This is a genomic window from Exiguobacterium sp. s194, assembly GCF_018618275.1.
Classification (GTDB): domain Bacteria; phylum Bacillota; class Bacilli; order Exiguobacteriales; family Exiguobacteriaceae; genus Exiguobacterium; species Exiguobacterium chiriqhucha.
On the sequence record NZ_JACSLT010000010.1, the window covers coordinates 118,455 to 136,221 of the forward strand.

Annotated in this window: 19 protein-coding genes; 8 read left to right on the forward strand and 11 right to left on the reverse strand. The window is 53.8% G+C overall.

Annotated elements, in window-relative coordinates:
* Positions 1-29: 29 nt before the first annotated feature.
* On the reverse strand, positions 30-767 hold the full coding sequence (locus KNP85_RS13170; protein ID WP_021066754.1) for an ABC transporter permease: 738 nt from the start codon (positions 765-767) through the stop codon (positions 30-32).
* Positions 745-1,680 (reverse strand): ABC transporter ATP-binding protein, encoded by a 936-nt coding sequence (locus KNP85_RS13175; RefSeq protein ID WP_029595920.1) that lies wholly within the window; start codon positions 1,678-1,680, stop codon positions 745-747. The genes KNP85_RS13170 and KNP85_RS13175 overlap by 23 nt, the downstream gene beginning before the upstream one ends.
* 335 nt (positions 1,681-2,015) lie before the next feature.
* On the opposite strand from KNP85_RS13175, the gene KNP85_RS13180 reads away from it, so the two are divergent.
* Both KNP85_RS13180 and odhB read left to right on the forward strand, forming a co-directional pair.
* On the forward strand, positions 2,016-4,862 hold the full coding sequence (locus tag KNP85_RS13180) for a 2-oxoglutarate dehydrogenase E1 component (RefSeq protein WP_214803396.1): 2,847 nt from the start codon (positions 2,016-2,018) through the stop codon (positions 4,860-4,862).
* Positions 4,863-4,880: 18 nt separating this feature from the next.
* On the forward strand, positions 4,881-6,158 hold the full coding sequence (odhB, locus tag KNP85_RS13185) for a 2-oxoglutarate dehydrogenase complex dihydrolipoyllysine-residue succinyltransferase (RefSeq protein ID WP_214803399.1): 1,278 nt from the start codon (positions 4,881-4,883) through the stop codon (positions 6,156-6,158).
* Positions 6,159-6,195: 37 nt separating this feature from the next.
* On the opposite strand, the gene KNP85_RS13190 is transcribed toward odhB, so the two are convergent.
* Positions 6,196-7,791: a diguanylate cyclase domain-containing protein gene (locus tag KNP85_RS13190; RefSeq protein WP_214714023.1), complete on the reverse strand. Its 1,596-nt coding sequence runs from the start codon at positions 7,789-7,791 to the stop codon at positions 6,196-6,198.
* Positions 7,792-7,948: 157 nt separating this feature from the next.
* Here KNP85_RS13190 and KNP85_RS13195 point away from each other — a divergent pair, with 157 nt between their 5' ends.
* From KNP85_RS13195 to KNP85_RS13210, 4 genes are all read left to right on the forward strand, one after another.
* On the forward strand, positions 7,949-8,620 hold the full coding sequence (locus KNP85_RS13195; RefSeq protein ID WP_021066759.1) for a DsbA family protein: 672 nt from the start codon (positions 7,949-7,951) through the stop codon (positions 8,618-8,620).
* The gene (locus tag KNP85_RS13200; RefSeq protein ID WP_029595917.1) at positions 8,617-9,033 is read left to right on the forward strand and encodes a disulfide oxidoreductase; all 417 of its coding nucleotides are present in this window, start codon (positions 8,617-8,619) and stop codon (positions 9,031-9,033) included. Before KNP85_RS13195 ends, KNP85_RS13200 begins: the two co-directional genes overlap by 4 nt.
* A gap of 11 nt (positions 9,034-9,044) precedes the next feature.
* Positions 9,045-9,632, forward strand: coding sequence for an SCO family protein (locus KNP85_RS13205; RefSeq protein WP_029595916.1), 588 nt, complete (start codon positions 9,045-9,047; stop codon positions 9,630-9,632).
* 81 nt (positions 9,633-9,713) lie between these two features.
* Positions 9,714-10,814 carry an MBL fold metallo-hydrolase gene (locus KNP85_RS13210; RefSeq protein ID WP_236355713.1) on the forward strand — a complete coding sequence of 367 codons (1,101 nt, stop codon included), beginning with the start codon at positions 9,714-9,716 and terminating at the stop codon, positions 10,812-10,814.
* A gap of 22 nt (positions 10,815-10,836) precedes the next feature.
* Here KNP85_RS13210 and KNP85_RS13215 read toward each other — a convergent pair whose 3' ends face one another.
* The gene (locus tag KNP85_RS13215; RefSeq protein ID WP_214803402.1) at positions 10,837-12,054 is read right to left on the reverse strand and encodes an MFS transporter; all 1,218 of its coding nucleotides are present in this window, start codon (positions 12,052-12,054) and stop codon (positions 10,837-10,839) included.
* 163 nt (positions 12,055-12,217) lie between these two features.
* Here KNP85_RS13215 and relB point away from each other — a divergent pair, with 163 nt between their 5' ends.
* Positions 12,218-12,436, forward strand: a complete 219-nt coding sequence (gene relB / locus KNP85_RS13220) for a type II toxin-antitoxin system RelB family antitoxin (RefSeq protein ID WP_029595913.1) — start codon at positions 12,218-12,220, stop codon at positions 12,434-12,436.
* A gap of 54 nt (positions 12,437-12,490) precedes the next feature.
* Here relB and KNP85_RS13225 read toward each other — a convergent pair whose 3' ends face one another.
* Both KNP85_RS13225 and trhA read right to left on the reverse strand, forming a co-directional pair.
* Positions 12,491-13,186, reverse strand: coding sequence for a DsbA family oxidoreductase (locus KNP85_RS13225; protein ID WP_021066765.1), 696 nt, complete (start codon positions 13,184-13,186; stop codon positions 12,491-12,493).
* Between the two features lie 86 nt (positions 13,187-13,272).
* Entirely contained in the window at positions 13,273-13,917 is a 645-nt protein-coding gene (gene trhA / locus KNP85_RS13230) for a PAQR family membrane homeostasis protein TrhA (RefSeq protein ID WP_029595912.1), read from the reverse strand.
* Between the two features lie 124 nt (positions 13,918-14,041).
* On the opposite strand from trhA, the gene KNP85_RS13235 reads away from it, so the two are divergent.
* A complete protein-coding gene (locus tag KNP85_RS13235) occupies positions 14,042-14,566 on the forward strand; it encodes a DUF1836 domain-containing protein (RefSeq protein ID WP_214803405.1) in 525 nt (174 codons plus the stop codon).
* Between the two features lie 41 nt (positions 14,567-14,607).
* Here KNP85_RS13235 and KNP85_RS13240 read toward each other — a convergent pair whose 3' ends face one another.
* The 5 genes from KNP85_RS13240 to KNP85_RS15925 all read right to left on the reverse strand — a co-directional run.
* Positions 14,608-14,886, reverse strand: coding sequence for a hypothetical protein (locus KNP85_RS13240; RefSeq protein ID WP_214803408.1), 279 nt, complete (start codon positions 14,884-14,886; stop codon positions 14,608-14,610).
* A 14-nt stretch (positions 14,887-14,900) separates the two neighbouring features.
* A complete protein-coding gene (locus KNP85_RS13245; protein ID WP_021066768.1) occupies positions 14,901-15,515 on the reverse strand; it encodes a PH domain-containing protein in 615 nt (204 codons plus the stop codon).
* A gap of 13 nt (positions 15,516-15,528) precedes the next feature.
* Positions 15,529-16,362 (reverse strand): aldo/keto reductase, encoded by an 834-nt coding sequence (locus KNP85_RS13250; RefSeq protein WP_021066769.1) that lies wholly within the window; start codon positions 16,360-16,362, stop codon positions 15,529-15,531.
* A gap of 61 nt (positions 16,363-16,423) precedes the next feature.
* On the reverse strand, positions 16,424-17,335 hold the full coding sequence (locus KNP85_RS13255; protein WP_214803411.1) for an MBL fold metallo-hydrolase: 912 nt from the start codon (positions 17,333-17,335) through the stop codon (positions 16,424-16,426).
* 351 nt (positions 17,336-17,686) lie between these two features.
* Positions 17,687-17,767 (reverse strand): IS3 family transposase (locus KNP85_RS15925; protein ID WP_214800926.1); only part of this gene is annotated, 81 nt, incomplete at its 5' end.

A 17,767-nucleotide genomic window follows, 5' to 3' on the forward strand; every position in this document is an offset into this window, starting at 1 on the left:
AAGTACCACTCTACCGACGGCGTTAATCGTCATTCAGCGAACGTTTTGCTCCGGAATACGAATGCTGTGATGATATAGAACGCGACGATATGAATCAACACATAGAACGCTGAGAACCAAATCGTTACGTCCATTGTTTCCATGAAGCCAGGGCTCTGGTAATAAATCGACAGGTCCGTATGCAAGAAGACGATCCATTTGGCAATGTCCGGCTTCCAAGCGATGAGGAGTCCGCCAATCATCGTCGAAACGAAGTTCGCGAGCACGGTGAAACCAATGACGACGCCAACGGACTTGAAGACGACCGAGAACATGAGCGTCAAGAAGATGACGAACACGCCGCTCGAGACACTAAGTAAGACGTTGCGGAACTGCTCGAACGTCAATGCTCCGTCGAGCGTCCAGGCGAAGCCATATGTGACGGCAAGGATGAACACGAATTGGACGAGCATAATCAAGAGCGCGGCGACAAGTTTCGAGAGTAAAATCCGGTCGCGCGAGTACGGGCTCATGAGCAAGTGCTTCAACGTATCAAATTTCAACTCATTTCCAATCATCTCGGCTGTGAACACGATCGTGAAAATACCGAGGAACGTCATGGCGGCCATCGTCGCATAGTTGACGAATGTTTCCGCGTCACCTGGATTGTCGCCGCTCCGGACGATGAAGTACGTCAAGATAATAATCCCGGTATACATGCCGAGCGCGATCAACGGTTTGATCGTGCGGCGCCACTTCATAAATTCATTGGCTAGTAATGAACGCATTGTTCGTGCCTCCTTCTTTCTTCGTCACTTTCAAGAACTGCTCCTCAAGTGTCTCGTGCTTCATGCCGATTTGATAGACCGCGATGTCGCGATCGACAAGATGTTTCAACAAGTGCGGGATATCCGTTTCCGGACGTGGGACGATGAACGTCTCGGCCGATTGTTGAATGATTTTCACGTCATCGAACGCGAGTGCGACGACATCGAGCGCCTCGTTCATTTGTTTGCGGTCGACTTTACAGAGGATGACGCTCTCCGTCTTCGCTTCGCCGTCACCTTGAATCGATTTGATTTGTCCTTGGTCGATGATGGCGAACCGATCGGTGATCAGTTCCATCTCGCTCAATAAATGACTTGAGATGAGGATGGCGATGCCGCGATGGTCGGCTAAATGCCGTAAGTAGTTACGCAAATCGGCGATTCCGGCCGGGTCGAGCCCGTTCGTCGGTTCGTCGAGAATCAAAACTTTCGGGTTATGGAGTAGGGCACGGGCAATCCCGAGGCGCTGTTTCATCCCGAGCGAGTATTGTTTCACTTTCATATCAAGTTTCGTCTCGAGTCCGACGAGGGCACCGAGGGCGTTCAAATCGACTTTCTTTAAGCCGGGAATCAAGTTCATCGCGTGAATCAAGTTCTCGCGGCCCGTCAAATATGGATAGAAGGCCGGGTTCTCGACGATGGCTCCGATGCGACTGAGCGCTTGTTGGCGATCTGTTGAGACGTCGAACCCGTCGACAGTCACAGTTCCGTGTGTCGCCGGCATGAGTCCGGTGATGATGCGGATCGTCGTCGTCTTCCCGGCACCGTTCGGTCCAAGGAATCCGAAGATTTCTCCAGGGGTGACGTCAAAACTGACGTTTGTCAGGACGTTCGTCTGCCCCATTTTCTTGTGTACGTTTTGTACGGATAACATAAGGTCACCTTGCTTTCGTTGAGAGTATTTTCCAACTGGATTACCGTACTATACGGGGCAGATTGAAACAAGGTTTCACCTATTTTTGAAATTGTTGAAACAAAAGCCTGATTTCACAATTTGTTGATAAGGAAAACTTATTGAAATAGTATGGACGAATTGTGAATTTGAAAGGGTCTTTCCATATGGAAAGGTGTAGTATGGAGAGGAGAGAAAGAGGCAAGATTTGGCTCTTTTTGCAGGACGAATCAGAAGGATGAACTGCTTCGTGCTTAATGTTAAAATGAAAGCGTTCACACATCGGGCGCACAGGAACGGATAGGGGGATTTATTCAATGGGAGAGTCGTCGAACGGTCGCGAAGAAGTGCAAGCATTTTATGGTCCAAACTTAGGCTATATCGTTGAATTGTACGAGCAGTATGTGGAAGACCCAGAATCAGTCGATGCGGAGACGCGTCAATACTTTGACGAGCACGGGGCACCGGAAGCGAGCGCACCTGTCGCGCCGGCTGCATCGTTTGATTTAGAGAAAGTCGTGGCAGCGACACGGTTGGTCAATGATATCCGGGCACTCGGCCATAAAGCGGCCGACATCTATCCGCTCAAAGACCACCCGCGCGAGCACGGCTTATTTGCGTTTGACCGCTACGGGTTGAGTGAAGCGGACCTCGAGCAAGTACCGGCTCACTTGTTGTCGGAAGACGTGCCGAAGCCGGGTGCGAACGCGCTCGAGCTCGTTCGTCACTTGCTTGACGTCTATACAGGACCGGTCGCCATCGAGCTCCGTCACTTGGATGATATGGAAGAGAAGCGTTGGATTCGCCGCCGCATCGAGCAGGGCGCATTGAAAGCGAAATACTCGAAGAACGAGAAAATCGAGTTGTTCCAACGTCTAGCGGAAACAGAGTTGTTCGAGTCGTTCCTTCATAAGACATACGTCGGACAAAAACGCTTCTCAATCGAAGGGCTCGACGCGATGGTGCCGCTCCTTGACGCCATGGTCGGCGGCCTCATCTCGAGCGGGTCAGAACATATCAACATCGGGATGGCCCACCGCGGACGCTTGAACGTGCTCGCGCACGTGCTCGGCAAACCGTATGAGATGATTTTCGCCGAGTTCCAGCACGCCCCGAATAAAGAATTGATTCCGTCGGAAGGATCGATCGGCATCAACTTCGGTTGGTCCGGTGACGTGAAATATCACCTCGGTCTCGACCGCAGAGTGTTAGAAGAGAAGAAAGAAGTCCGCTTGAACCTCGCCAACAACCCGAGTCACCTCGAGTTCGTCGGTTCGGTCGTCGAAGGGTATACGCGCGCCGCGCAAGACGACCGCTCTGAAAAAGGGATGGCCGTCCAACATGACGACAAGGCGGCATCAATCTTGATTCACGGGGATGCTGCGTTCCCAGGTCAAGGCATCGTCGCCGAGACGCTCAACATGACGAACTTGAATGGTTATCGTACAGCCGGGACGGTCCACGTCATCGCCAACAACACGATTGGCTTCACGACCGACCCGAGCGACTCGCGCTCGACACGTTATGCGAGTGATATCGCCAAAGGCTATGAGATTCCGGTGTTCCACGTCAATGCGGACGATCCGGAAGCATGTGTCGCTGTCGCTAAATTGTGCAGCGAGTATCGCGCCAAGTTCCATAAAGACATTCTCGTCGACTTGGTCGGCTACCGCCGCTACGGTCATAACGAGATGGATGAGCCGATGAACACGAACCCAGTGCTCTATAAGGCCATCAAAGAACACAAATCGGTCCGTCATGTGTATGCCGACGTGCTCGAAGCGGAAGGCGTCATGTCGAAAGAAGACAAAGCGACGATCGAGCAATCGATTGAAGACCGTCTCAAATCGGCCCGTGACCTCGTCCCGGCCGAAGAAGAAGATGCCGACATCATCTTGCCGGAAGCGGTCCACAAAGGCTTCCCGTTCGTTGAGACAGGTGTCGAACGTGACGTGCTCCAGCAATTGAATGACGAATTGCTCGTCTGGCCGGAAGGCTTCGGCGTGTTCCATAAGCTGCAAAAAGTGCTCGACCGTCGCCGTGACGCGTTCGCGGACAACGGGAAAGTCGACTGGGGCCATGCCGAGACGCTCGCTTACGCCTCGATCATCTCGGACGGCACACCAATCCGTTTGAGCGGACAAGATTCGGAGCGAGGTACGTTCGCGCAACGTAACATCATGTTGAACGATGTCGAGACAGGCAAGAAGTTCTCGCCGCTCCATCACTTGTCGACGGCGAACGCCTCGTTCTCGGTGCACAACAGCCCGCTCTCGGAAGGGTCAGTGCTCGGCTTCGAATACGGCTACAACGTGTTCGCCCAAGACACGCTCGTGCTTTGGGAAGCCCAGTACGGCGACTTCGCCAACTCGGCCCAAGTCATGTTCGACCAGTTCATCTCGGCCGGTCGCGCCAAATGGGGACAGAAGTCAGGTCTCGTCATGCTGTTGCCGCACGGGTATGAAGGCCAAGGGCCAGAGCACTCGAGCGCCCGCATGGAGCGTTACTTGACGCTCGCCGGAGAGAAAAACTGGACGGTCGCGAACTTGTCGACGGCCGCGCAGTACTTCCACATCTTGCGTCGTCAGGCGAAGATGCTCGGGACAGAACAAGTCCGTCCGATGATCATCATGACACCGAAGAGCCTGCTCCGTCATCCGCTTGCAGCCTCATCGGTCGATGAACTGTCAGACAACAGCTTCCGCCCGATTATCGAACAAGCCGGTCTCGGTGAAAATCCGGACAAAGTCGAACGTCTCGTCTTCTGTTCAGGGAAGATGGCAATCGATTTGCAAGAAGCGACGATGAAGTCAGAGGAGTCACTCGACTTCTTGCACATCATCCGCGTCGAAGAAATCTATCCGTTCCCGGTCCGTGAGATCCGCGAATTGATCAGCCGCTATCCGAACGCGAAAGAAATCGTCTGGGTGCAAGAAGAGCCGAAGAACATGGGGGCATGGACGTACATCGAACCACGTCTCGAAGCTGTCACATCGAACCGTCTAAACGTTCGCTACGTCGGCCGTCGCCGTCGTTCGAGCCCGGCTGAAGGAAACCCGACAGCCCATAAACAAGAGCAAGCACGCATCATCCGTGAAGCCATCTCACGTGACGCCGTCTCGGCTGCTGCCGGCACGAGCACATACCAAAAAGATCGTAAATAAGTTAAGGGGGAACTCATTGTGATCGAAATTAAAGTACCGGAATTAGCAGAGTCCATTACGGAAGGAACGGTCGCGTCGTGGCTCAAACAGCCAGGCGACCACGTCGAAAAAGGGGAAGCCATCGTCGAACTTGAGACAGACAAAGTCAACATCGAAGTGCCGGCCGATGAGTCGGGCACGCTCGACGAGCAATTGGCGGCCGAAGGGGACACGGTCCAAGTCGGACAAGTGATTGCTCGCCTCAGCTCAGGCTCAGGTGGCGGCACGGCCGTCGCGACGAAGACGAAAACGGAAACAGCGACAGAAACTGCTCCAGCACCTGCCGAGACGAAAGTCGAAGCAGTCGGGGAAGCGAAGAAAGTCGAACGCCGTGAAGAGCACGTCGCAAGCCCAGGTAAGGGACCGATTGCGACACCGGCAGCCCGTAAATTGGCACGTGAGAAAGGCATCGACTTGTCGGCCGTTCAAACGAACGACCCGATCGGCCGCATCAACGTCCATGACGTGACGAGCCACGAGTCGAAACCAGCACCGACGTCAGCACCACAAGCACCGAAAGCACCGGCAGTGGCACCGCAACCGGCAGCGAGCGGCAAAGACGAAGAGCGCATCAAAATGACGCGTCGTCGTCAAACGATTGCCAACCGCCTCGTCGAAGTGCAACAGACGGCAGCGATGTTGACGACATTCAACGAAATCGATATGTCAGCTGTCATGGCGCTCCGTAAACGTCGCCAAGAGAAGTTCGTCAAAGACAACGACGTCAAACTCGGGTTCATGTCGTTCTTCACGAAGGCGGCCGTCGCGGCACTCAAACGGATGCCGTACTTGAACGCAGAGATTCAAGGCAACGAGATCGTCTTGAAAAAATACTATGACATCGGTATCGCCGTGTCGGCTCCGGACGGCCTCGTCGTCCCGGTCGTCCGCGAAGCGGATCGCAAGAACTTCGGTGAAATCGAGAAAGACATCTTGCACCTCGCCGATAAAGCACGCAATAACAAGCTCGGGTTGAGCGACCTCACAGGTGGAACGTTCACGATCACGAACGGTGGCGTCTTTGGCTCACTCTTGTCGACACCGATCTTGAACGGCCCACAAGTCGCGATTCTCGGGATGCACTCGATTCAACTCCGCCCAATCGCTATCGACGCGGAAACGATGGAGAACCGACCGATGATGTACGTGGCGCTCTCATATGACCACCGTATCGTCGATGGTCGTGAGGCCGTGACGTTCCTCAAGCACATTAAAGACATGATTGAAGATCCAGAACAATTGTTGTTCGAAGCGTAATACAAGAAGGTCCATGCCGAGCGGCATGGACCTTTGCTTATGCGATGAGCGTCTCATCGAGCGTGATTTGATGCTTTCCGTTCGCCTTTGAGCGATAGAGCGCCTGGTCCGCCCGTTCGATGGCGGCGTGTGGCACCGTCTCCGTCTGCCAGAGCGAGGCGCCGATACTTGCCCCGACACTTGTCGTCCCGCCTTCAATGGCGATCGGTTCGGACAGGGAAGTGATGAGGTCTTGTCCGATTTGAGTGATTAATCGTTCACTCTTTCCATTCCGTTCGAACAAGAGGAAGAACTCGTCACCGCTCAACCGGACCGGATAGGCACCATCGAGCGTCACGCGTTTCAACCGTTCGGCAATCTCAATCAAGACATCATCGCCCGTGGCGTGTCCATACGTGTCGTTGACGGCTTTGAAACCGTCGAGGTCGATATAGAAACAGACGTACTCGTTCTTCGTCGCTTGGGCTTCGTTCAAATAGTGTCGAAGCGCCGTCCGATTCGCGAGTCCGGTCAAGACGTCACGGTTGGCGAGTGACTCGTAATGGACACGTTCTGTCTCAGATTCGGTGAGAGACGAGACAAGTGACTCGAGGGCGAATGCGAGCGATTCGATCTCATGAATTCCAGACTGGTGCGGGAACGTCTTGGCCTTCCCTTGCTTCATCAGAGCAGCCGTTTCGGTGATCCGTTGTAACGGTCGCGTCACAATCGAGGCGAGGAACCATCCGAGCGTAGACGTCACGAGCGAGGCGATGAGACCGATCCATAATATTTTGTTCTCGAGTTCGATGACCGGGGCGAACGCGACTTCGGTCGGTTGGCGAACGACGACACTCCAACCGAGTCCGGCGTAATCCTCATAACCTTCACCGGTGGCGACACCAGTCAAATAAGAAGTTCCGTCCTGCCACGTGTCGACGTGCCAGCCTTCTTTCAATGACGTCGGGAGTGGTTTGCCGACGAGGTGGTCGGGACCGAGCAACACCGTGTTGTCACGTCCGCTGACGACGAACAAGTCGGTATACTCGGACTGATGGTGGAGCGTCCGGTTGAAGTGGCGGAGCACTTCATTGCCCCATTCCCAACTGAGGTGGGTCGCGAGCACGCCTTGGAAGGTCCCGTCACGGACGAGCGGGACGCTGATGTCGACGAACTGGAGGACTTCGCCACTCGGATTCGGCAACAGCTCGGCGAGCAACACAGCTTCATGCACATCGCCGATGAACGGCTCAGTCTGTGCCTCGAGGAAAACAGGGCGTTCTTTGATGCTGGCGCCTTCTAAGATTCCGTTCGTCGAAGCGACGACGTTCCCCGACGCGTCGGTCACACCCATCCACGAGAAAGCGGGGATGTTCGTCTGGACCTGGTCGAGCAGGGCCCGGCTCGAGGCAGGGTCGTTCAAGGCGTCAAGCCCTTGAAGTAATTGCACTTCTTGATAGCGTGACCACATGTAAAAGTCGAGCTTGTCGACGAGCTGATGCGACGTCATCGACAACCGTTCCCCAATCTCCGCTTCGAGCGAGGCGGCGGAACGTTGACTCGTCATATACGTAAGCGTGATGGTGAGTAAAAAAACGAGTGTGGCGATGCTGAGCGCCAAAATGAGACCGAGACGCATCGAAAATGATTTCATGAACAAATTCCTCCTACAATAACAACATCCACTTTGTTCATCGTCATTTTTTCCATGACATGAAGCAAAGTTGAGAAAAAACAAGGTCGATTTCGTGGAAACAGATAGCGCTTTCGTTATAATGAAAGACGAATCGATACAAATAGAGGTGAAACGATTGAAACAGAACAAACTATTAGTCATCGCGACACTGCTCGCGGTCGCCCTCGTGGCCGTCGTGGTCGTCTTGATGAATCAACCGACCGAACAAGCCGAGACGGCGGCACCGGCGACGACAGAACACGTGTCGACGGAAGGTCAGCCGACGCTCGGTGATGCAGACGCACCCGTCTCGGTCGTCGAATTCGGGGATTACAAATGCCCGTCTTGTAAACAGTGGGGCGAAACGGTCTATCCGAAGTTGAAAGAAGACTATATCGATACAGGGAAAATCAGTTTCAGCTACATCAACGTCCTGTTCCACGGACAAGAGTCGATTTTGGCATCGCTCGCGTCTGAGTCGGTGTATAAACAAGACCCGGACGCGTTCTGGGAGTTCCATAAGGCGCTTTACGACGCGCAACCCGCGAGTCAACAGCACGACGAGGCATGGGTCACGGTCGAGCGGTTAACGGAAATCGCGAGCGAGACGACATCGGTCGACGTGGCGAAGCTCGAGGATGATTTGAGTGAGAACTCGACGGTGCTCGAACAGGTGAGTCTCGATGACGGGCTCGTCAAAGAGCACGGTGTCCAGTTTACGCCATCAATCATGATTAACGGCGTCATGCTCGAAGACCCGTTCGACTACGAGACGATTGAGCGCTTGATCGAGCAAGGCACGCCATGAAGCAGTCATTCTTGACCCGTTATGGTCTGTATCTCGCTTGGCTCGTCGCCCTCATGGCGACGCTCGGCAGTCTTTATTTCAGCGAGATTCGCGAGTTCGTGCCATGTGAGCTCTGCTGGATTCAACGCATCTTTATGTATCCGCTCGTCATCTTGCTCGGGGTCGCCGTGTTCACGGACGACCGGGCGGTGAAGAAGTATGTATTGCCGCTCTCCATCCTCGGAGGCCTGGTTTCACTGTACCATTATTTGGTTCAAAAAGTACCCGGTTTCGCCGATATCAAGCCGTGCGTGCAAGGCGTACCGTGCAACGTACAATACATCAACTGGTTCGGGTTCGTGACGATTCCGTTCCTTGCCTTGACGGCATTTACTTTGATCACGCTCCTCGTCTGGCGCGTGAGACGCAATTGACAATGAAGGAGATGGAACGTGTGAAGAAATGGATGCTCATCGGATTGATCAGCTTGATGGCGGTGCTCGCCGCGTGCGGCCAGGAGATTGAAGACCCGCTCAATTGGGAGATCGAGTCGTTCGACTATATGAATCAAAATGAAGAGATGGTTAGTCTGGACGATTTGAAGGGCAAAGTTTGGATGGCCGACTTCGTCTTCACGAGCTGTGAGACGGTCTGTCCACCGATGACGTACAACATGACGAAACTCAATGAAGCGCTCGTCGAGGAAGGCGTCGAAGACGTCCAATTCGTGTCGTTCAGCGTCGACCCGACCGTCGATACGCCGGACAAGATTCAAGCGTTCATGGCTGATTACGACTTGGCGAAAGCCGATTGGCAATTCTTGACGGGCTATTCGCAAGAAGAGATTGAGGCGTTCGCGCAACAAAACTTCAAAGCGCTCGTCCGCAAACCGTCAGAAGGCACCCAAGTGGATCACGCGACGTGGTTCTATCTCGTCGACCAGGACGGGAAAATCATCAAGGCGTATCAAGGATTCCAAGACGTGCCAATCGAGGATATCGTCAATGACATCAAGATTTTACAGAACTCATAAGACGGCCCGTGCCGTCTTTTTTGTATTCGAAAACAGGGGAATCGGCGTTGGTGCCGTATAATGAATAAGGTAGAGGAGTGGATGGAATTGAAGAAGACACTATTATTTTCATTGATGGGCCTGGCTGCCGTGACAGGTACCGTGCTCACGCAATATAAACCGCTCGGGAAAAAGCCGAAGGCGCTCCGGTCGCCGAACCTGGTGAACGGCAAGTTTCAGAATCAGCTCGAGACGCCGATGCGGTTCTCATCGGACGACATGATTTCGATGTCGAAGGAATATTTGAATCCGGACTCGCTCCGGAAACCGAGCGAGCGCTTACCGGTCGTCCCGATCGACTTCAGCGAGAAACTCGGTTCAAGCTTCACACGCATCTATTGGCTCGGACACTCGGCGATGCTCGTCCAAATGGACGGTAAGACGATGCTCGTCGACCCGATGTTCGGCCGGAGCCCATCGCCGCTCCCCTTCGCGAAGAACGAGCGGTTCAGCGAAGACTTGCCGTTCGAGCTCGACGGCTTGCCGGACATCGATGTCGTCTTGCTCACGCACGACCATTACGACCATTTGGACTATGCGACGATTCAAGCGATTCAAGACAAGGTCGCCGTCTTCATCGTCCCGCTCGGCGTCGGCAGCCACTTAAAACGGTGGGGCGTCGGGGCGGAACGCATCGTCGAGCGCGATTGGGGCGAGACGTTTGACTTCGGCTCATGGACGTTCGTCTGTACGCCGGCTCGGCACTTTTCCGGTCGCTCGCTCACCGACCGCAACGCGACGCTCTGGGCGTCATGGGTCGTCCTCGGCGAGACGGACCGCCTGTTCTTCAGCGGGGACGGCGGGTATGGACCACACTTCAAAGAAATCGGCGACGCGTACGGACCGTTCGATTTCGCGGCGCTCGAATGCGGACAATACGATGAGCGCTGGCCGGACGTGCACATGCAACCGAGTGAGACGGCACAGGCGTTCCGTGACGTGCGGGCCGACAAGATGCTCCCGATTCATTGGGGCGCGTTCACGCTATCGTTCCATGCCTGGTTCGACCCAGCTGAGCAGATGGTGGGGCTCTTACCACGAGAGGACGTGCTCACGCCACGAATCGGTGAGCGGATCACACTCGACGGACGGAACGACACGACCAACTGGTGGCGTGACATCGAAGACACGAACAAGCGATGACCGAATCGGTCACCGCTTGTTTTTATGAAGAGAGGCGTTCGGCCTCGTCCGTTTCGATATGAAGTTTGTGTTTGCGCGTATAGACGAGGAATGCACCCGTCATGAGAATCGAGCTGATCCCGAACAAGACGACCATGAGCTGTAAGCCAATCAAATCGAGGAAGAAGCCAGTGACGAGCAACACGACTTGGAAGACGATCCGGTCGAGCATGTTCCGGAACGAGAAGAAGCGGCCGTGATAGTCTTTCGGCATCCGTGTCTGGAAAATCGTCACGGCCGTCGGGAAGAAGCAACCGACCGAGAAGCCGAACAAGACGAATGCGGCGATCGAGACGGCCGGGATGTCGGCGAAGTAAAGCATGAGCTGGGCGATTCCAATCAAAAACGAGAACGTGAACAAGATGGAGAACACGGAGAACTTCTCACCGATCCGTTTGATGAGGAACGCACCGACCATGAAGGCAATCCCTTCGGCCGTGTAAATCCATCCTTTGATTGCCGTCGAATCTTGCAGCTCGCTAATGTTGATGACGAGCAAGTTGAACCCACCGATGAAGAGGAGCGGGATGAGCGTCATGACGAGTGTCATAAAGATGACCGGAATCGATTTGATGATTGGAAAGACGTCCTTGAACCCGCCGGACGATTTCGCGTCCACTTTCTTCGCAGACGGGACGGTCGTCTCGTCGATCTTCAAGAACCACGTCGCGACGGCGAGAAGCAGATAAGCGACAAGCGAGAGCGCGTAGACGTCCCGAAGTGAGATGAGCGTGAGCAAGATGCCGGCGATGGCCGTCCCGATGACCCGGGACAGCGTCGACACGTTCATATGCACCCCGTTCAAGGCGAGCAGCTCCCGTTCCTTGACGATGAGCGGGATGGCGGCCTGGAGTGCCGGGAAGTAGAACGCGGCCGACCCTTGCAGGAAGACGAGGAAGACGACCATCCACAGCACGCTTCCCGTCTCGATGGCGACGAACATGAATAGAACGCTCAGCGCCCGGACAATACTTGAGATGAGCATGATTTTCTTTTTCGAGCCTTGGTCGGTGAGACGGCCGGCGAGCGGCCCGATGGCGACCCCGGCGAGCAATCCGCCAGCGAGGATGAGCGCCTTGACGAAGTCAGACGGCACTTTCTCCTGCATGAACTCCAAGTTGCCGATGATGCCGAGCCAAAGCCCGAGACCGGCGACGAACTCCCCGGTCAAGATGATCCAGACGTTGCGATTTTTCCACATATGGTTAAGTCCTCGATTCTTATTAGGTAATAATAATTATCCTTCAGAACGATTTAGAAAGCTACAAAAAAGAAGCCGGGATTCGGCTTCCGAGAGATATAAGTTTTGACTACATGAACATTTCCATTTTGTAATACAATGTTCCATATAGGAGGTCGATTGTATGAGGACGATATCTTTTGAACTCAACGAAGAAGACGAGCGTCTGATTAGAGCGTATGCGAAGTCTAAGAACCTCTCCCTCTCGACTCTCGTTCGGGACACTGTCTTTGAACGTATCGAGAATGAACTCGATTTGAAATTTTACAACGAAGCAATGCATAGGCACAAAGAACGTTCTGAAACCATTTCATTTGAGGATATGATGAAAGATTTAAATTAACAAAAAAGCATTCGTCCAAATATGGGCGAATGCTTTGCTTTTATTCGTTTCACATCAAATATCGCAGTTATCGTCCGTGCACGTCGCGCCACCCGAGAGCACTTGAAGCGTCGGTGCCGATTCGGCCCACGTCTTCTCGAGCACTTGCGTGAACGCCTCGGTCGGCTGGGCGCCAGAGACGCCGTATTTATTGTCGAAGACGAAGAACGGGACGCCGGTGATGCCGAGGTCGCTCGCACGCTTCTCTTCAGCGCGAACGTCTTCCGTGTATACGTCTGAAGCGAGCACGTCTTTCACGGCGTCGGCATCGAGTCCGACACTTGTTGCGATCTCGACGAGGACGTCGTGGTCGCCGATATGTTTCGCGTCGACGAAATACGCCTTAAGGAGCGCTTCTGACAATTCTTTCTCTTTGCCGACCGTCTTCGCATAGTGCGTCAACCGGTGCGAGTCGAGTGTGCCCGTGACGACCATGTTGTCGAAATCGTACTCAAGTCCGACGGTGCGGGCCTGGGCGGCGACTTGGGCCGTCGTGCCTTTCGCCTGCTCGAGCGGCATGCTGTATTTCTTCGCGAGTGCTTCGTAAATCGAACGCGAGTCGGTCGTCGGTGCGTTCGGGTCGAGCTCGAAGCTCTTGAACTCCACTTCGACGTTGTCCGCGTGCGGGAACTGTTCGAGCGCTTCTTCTAGACGGCGCTTGCCGATATAACAGAACGGACAGACATAGTCTGACCAAACTTCAATTTTCATATTTAATCCCTCCTACAGTCAGTGTAGGATGTCTTGAAATCGAAGTAAATGAATGTGCTCACGAAAAAAGCCCTCGCAAGGAGGACTTAGAAAACGTACCAGAACACGCAGACGAAATGGGCGAAACTGCCGAACAGGATGAACAAATGGAACACCTCGTGGAAGCCCCAACCGCGCCAGTTGACGAACTTCGGCTTGAAGCCGTAGATGAGGCCGCCAATCGTGTACATGACGCCACCGAGGATGAGCCAGAAGATGCCGGCGTTGCCGATGACGTCATGAAGCGGTCCGATGAAGAACACCGATAACCAGCCCATGCCGATATAGAGCGCTGTCGACAAGAAGCGCGGGGCGTGGAACCAGACGAGCTTGAAGATGATCCCGAACAAGGCGAGCGCGTGGACGGTGCCGAACAACACCCAACGCGTCGGCCCTTCGAGCGCAAGCAACGTGAGCGGGGCGTATGTCCCGGCAATCAAGGCGTAAATCATCGCATGATCGATTCTCCGGAAGAAGGCGATGACGTTCGGCGAGGCGATGATGCTGTGGTACAGACCGGACGACAAATAGAGAAAGACGAGGCTAATGCCAAACAAAATCGCAGCCATAATGGCGAGCGGCTCGCCGAGCAGTGACGCTTTCACCGTCATCGCAATCAACGCGACGAACGCGAGCACGGCACCGGCCAAGTGGGTCAGTGCGTTAATCGGTTCCCGAAAAATCGAATTCATGTAAAACACTCCTTATCACGTCATGTAGTATCCATAACTACATGATAAGCTGTATACGTCAGAACGACAAGGTTTTTGTTTCGACAAATCCGGTTTGTCCGTATACTGAAGGGGAGGTGATTCGATGAAACCGCATGAAATTGTAAAGACGGAAGGGACGTTGCCGAAGCAGGTGCTCCCGACGATCGACTTATATATGGACCAAGTCATCCAGCTGTTCGAGCAACATTACGGCAAGATGAAGCGGAGTGACGACGAGACGATTTTGACGAAGACGATGATCAACAACTACGCCAAAGGTAAGCTGTTCCATCCCGTCAAAAACAAGAAGTACACGAACGAGCACTTGATGTTGCTCAGCCTGATTTACGAGATGAAAGGATTGCTCTCGATCAATGACATCAAAGAGACGCTCCGGCCGCTGAACGAGTCGGACGAGGGCTTCTCGCTCGAGGACTTCTATGACGCGTACCAGGTTCAGAAAGAACAGAACATGCAGGCGTTCGAGGAACAAGCCGAGACGCTCCTCGCCAACGTGCGCACGAGTGAGACGAACGGCATCCAACAGTCGCTCGCCATCGCCTCAGCCGTCCATATGAGTCATTTGTTCCAACGGCTCGCCGAACAGTTGATTGATGAAAGCAAATGAAAATGCCCCTTAGAATCCGATTGGAGTCTAGGGGCATTTCTTCATTTAAGGCGTTCGCGTTCAATGCGCTCGCCTTTGTGATACAGTTTGGCGATGAGAAGTGGTAATAGATAACTTACGGTCACAAGAATGGTAATAATCCATATGAGATTATAGTCTAATAATAGACGTTCATACGCGACCGATAAAAACACGATGGCGATGACGTGGACGATTGGATGTAGCTGTCCGAACAAGGCGTTGAGCATACTGCTAATAAAGACGGTCAAAATCACTAGCATGAACAAGAAGAACCCAATCAACAGCCACATGAGGTCCATACGTCACCGCCTTTTTAGTTGTTGATGTACTTCTCGAACACGTCACCGAAGTCTTTGCGGTTCCACTCATGGTAGTGACCTTTAAGCCAGTCGAAGCTCTGCTCGTTCAATTCCTTGAACGTCGAGGCGACATTCATATCGCCTTGACGAAGCCCGCTCAAAATCGACACCGAATGCGTGAGCGAGGCGTTGGCATACTCCATCATCTTCCGGCCTTCGCGTTGTTTCTCGGCGATGGCGAGGAGCGATTTGTACAAGTCTTTCACATGCTCGATTTGTTTCTTGTTCACGTCAATCGAATACGGCTTGTCGCCGATGGTGAATTTGATCTCGACGTCCATGTCGACCGTGCCGGCCGTCTCGAACATGACGTTATTCAATGGGAAGTGGGCGTATGGATAGCGATACAAGACGCGTTTCGAACTCATCGCGCTCGTTCCGTCGAGGTGAATCATCGCCAAGTTCGTGAAGCAGTACTCGTCCGATTTCGACTTGATTAAGAAGTAAATCTTCTCGTTATCCTCATGGAGGACGTAATCGTCCGAATCCGCCTTATCGAAATCTTTCGGGTCGATGACTTCACCGATATCGCTGAAGCCCGTCAAATCAGAAGCTAGTTTTTTGAACATGTCAAATCTCTCCTCAGTAGTGGATTTTGTGCATCTCGTTCGGGTCAGACCCGGTCCGCTCGTTTCGGTTGAGTCCGTCGATCGCGTGCATCTCTTCTTTCGTCAACGTGAAGTCGAACACCTCTATATTCTCACGAATTCGACTCGGCGTGACCGATTTCGGGATGACGGCCACACCGTTCTGTAAGTGCCAACGCAGGATGACTTGAGCCGGTGATTTCCCGTGCTTGGTCGCAATCTCGGCGATGACCGGATCCTCAAGCGCCTCGCGCCCTTTCATGAGCGGGCTCCACGCCTGGATTTGAATATCGTACCGCTGGCAGAACGCGATCAACTCTTTTTGGGACAAGTATGGGTGGATCTCGACTTGGTTCACTGCCGGGACGATCGAGCACGACTGGATGATCTGTTCGAGGTGGCTGACCTCGAAGTTCGAGACCCCGATGGCCCGGACCTTGCCTTCCTCATACAACTGTTCGAGCGCTTTATATGTCTCGACGAATTTACCGAAGCGCGGCATCGGCCAGTGAATCAAGAACAAGTCGACGTACTCGAGACCGAGCCGGTCGAGGCTGTCTTGGAACGCTTGGAGCGCCTCGTCATAGCCGTGGAACTCGTTCCACAGTTTCGTCGTCACGAAAATGTCTTCCCTCGGGACGCCGGATTCGCGAATCGCTTGGCCGACGCTCTCCTCATTCTGATAGATAGCGGCCGTGTCGATCAATCGATAGCCCGCGTCAAGCGCTGCTTTGACCGTATCGACCGTGACCGCCCCGTCTTCCACTTTGTACACACCGAGCCCGAGCATCGGCAGTTTCACATCATTGTTGAGTGTTGTCCATTCCATATTGATTCCCTCCCTCTCAACTCTTACGTTACCGAAAATCGGACGGAAGTGAAAGCGAAAGCTACAACCGAATGCTTTCGCCGTGCGCCTTGATCACAATCTGGTCACGTTCAAGTTTGGCTGCGGCGACGAGACGTTCATACGGCTCCTCGACCGGTTCGTACGATAAGACGAACGTGTCCCAGTGCATCGGGACGAAACGTTTCGCACCGCTCTGTTTGAACATCGTCCATGCTTGTTCCGGCGTGCAGTGGGCTTCCTCGAACGACTCCGGTTGATAGGCACCGATTGGGAAGAAAGCGAGGTCGATCGGTTCTTTGTTCGCGAGCCCGTTGAACGACTCGGTGAACGCCGTATCCCCGGCGAACAACATGCGGACGCCTTTATATTTCAAGACGTAGCCGTTATAGCCCATATGTTTGTCCCACGGGAAACGATTGCCCCAGTGGGCGACGGGGATGGCTTGGACGTGAAGCCCGTTCGCGAGCGTCAGCTTGTCGTGCGGATGCATCTCGAGCGTCTGCAGACTCGGGTATTTACGTAACAGCTTGCTCGTGCCCGGGGCCGAGATGACGACCGTGTCGCGGGTGATCAGTCGTTTCAGACTCTTATGGTCGAAGTGGTCCATATGGGCGTGGCTGAGCAGGATGACGTCGACGTGCCCGATCTCCTCAATCGAGAGGGCAGGGGCGGTATGACGTTTCATCCCGAACGTGACCGGCCCGACGTGGACGCCGATCCGCTTCGAGAACACCGGATCCGTCAAAATTTTCAATCCGTACCAATGGATGAGCACGGTCGAATGGCCGACCCAAGTGGCACTGACCATCGTCTCATCGAACGAGGCGAGGTCCGGTTTGACCGTCGGGACTTTGAAGGCCGGTCGAGGCAGTCTTCGTTTCAATCGGGTATATAAGAACGTACCGACGCTCGCCAGGACGGCGCTCGGGACGAGCAGGTTTCGTAATCGCATAACAGTCACCTCATCATCTAAGATGGTTTAATCATACCGCTCGACCGACGACCCCGCATCCGCCGGAAGGTGTAGAAAAAATGGGAGATTGTGGTCCGGCTCTTGCGAATCCGCTTTCAATTTGGTACGGTGACAGTAACTTAGGAAAGGAAGGTACCGCGTGCCATGAAAAAGTCACACTCACTCAACTGATGAAACGAATCATCACTGTTCGCACGAACAGTCACGGGTGAAGTGTGTCCAATTTCAGGCTAAGGGGTGACCCTTCTTTCCGCTTGACCGGATCTCTTCACACCACCGCACGTTGAACTGCTCCCCGTCAAGTAGACAGGGCAAATAATGAAAACCAACCTAGGCGGCTTGAGACCTGTATTCGACAGGGCTCAAGCCGTTTAGTCGTTTCTGGAGACGCTCGTGGTTGTAGAACGATAT

Coding starts and splice junctions, on each gene's coding strand:
- KNP85_RS13170 (WP_021066754.1), bottom strand. CDS start 767: ATGCGTTCATTACTAGCCAATGAATTTATGAAGTGGCGCCGCACGATC.
- KNP85_RS13175 (WP_029595920.1), bottom strand. CDS start 1,680: ATGTTATCCGTACAAAACGTACACAAGAAAATGGGGCAGACGAACGTC.
- KNP85_RS13180 (WP_214803396.1), top strand. CDS start 2,016: ATGGGAGAGTCGTCGAACGGTCGCGAAGAAGTGCAAGCATTTTATGGT.
- KNP85_RS13190 (WP_214714023.1), bottom strand. CDS start 7,791: ATGAAATCATTTTCGATGCGTCTCGGTCTCATTTTGGCGCTCAGCATC.
- KNP85_RS13200 (WP_029595917.1), top strand. CDS start 8,617: ATGAAGCAGTCATTCTTGACCCGTTATGGTCTGTATCTCGCTTGGCTC.
- KNP85_RS13205 (WP_029595916.1), top strand. CDS start 9,045: ATGGAACGTGTGAAGAAATGGATGCTCATCGGATTGATCAGCTTGATG.
- KNP85_RS13210 (WP_236355713.1), top strand. CDS start 9,714: ATGGAATTGAAGAAGACACTATTATTTTCATTGATGGGCCTGGCTGCC.
- KNP85_RS13215 (WP_214803402.1), bottom strand. CDS start 12,054: ATGTGGAAAAATCGCAACGTCTGGATCATCTTGACCGGGGAGTTCGTC.
- relB (WP_029595913.1), top strand. CDS start 12,218: ATGAGGACGATATCTTTTGAACTCAACGAAGAAGACGAGCGTCTGATT.
- KNP85_RS13225 (WP_021066765.1), bottom strand. CDS start 13,186: ATGAAAATTGAAGTTTGGTCAGACTATGTCTGTCCGTTCTGTTATATC.
- trhA (WP_029595912.1), bottom strand. CDS start 13,917: ATGAATTCGATTTTTCGGGAACCGATTAACGCACTGACCCACTTGGCC.
- KNP85_RS13235 (WP_214803405.1), top strand. CDS start 14,042: ATGAAACCGCATGAAATTGTAAAGACGGAAGGGACGTTGCCGAAGCAG.
- KNP85_RS13240 (WP_214803408.1), bottom strand. CDS start 14,886: ATGGACCTCATGTGGCTGTTGATTGGGTTCTTCTTGTTCATGCTAGTG.
- KNP85_RS13245 (WP_021066768.1), bottom strand. CDS start 15,515: ATGTTCAAAAAACTAGCTTCTGATTTGACGGGCTTCAGCGATATCGGT.
- KNP85_RS13250 (WP_021066769.1), bottom strand. CDS start 16,362: ATGGAATGGACAACACTCAACAATGATGTGAAACTGCCGATGCTCGGG.
- KNP85_RS13255 (WP_214803411.1), bottom strand. CDS start 17,335: ATGCGATTACGAAACCTGCTCGTCCCGAGCGCCGTCCTGGCGAGCGTC.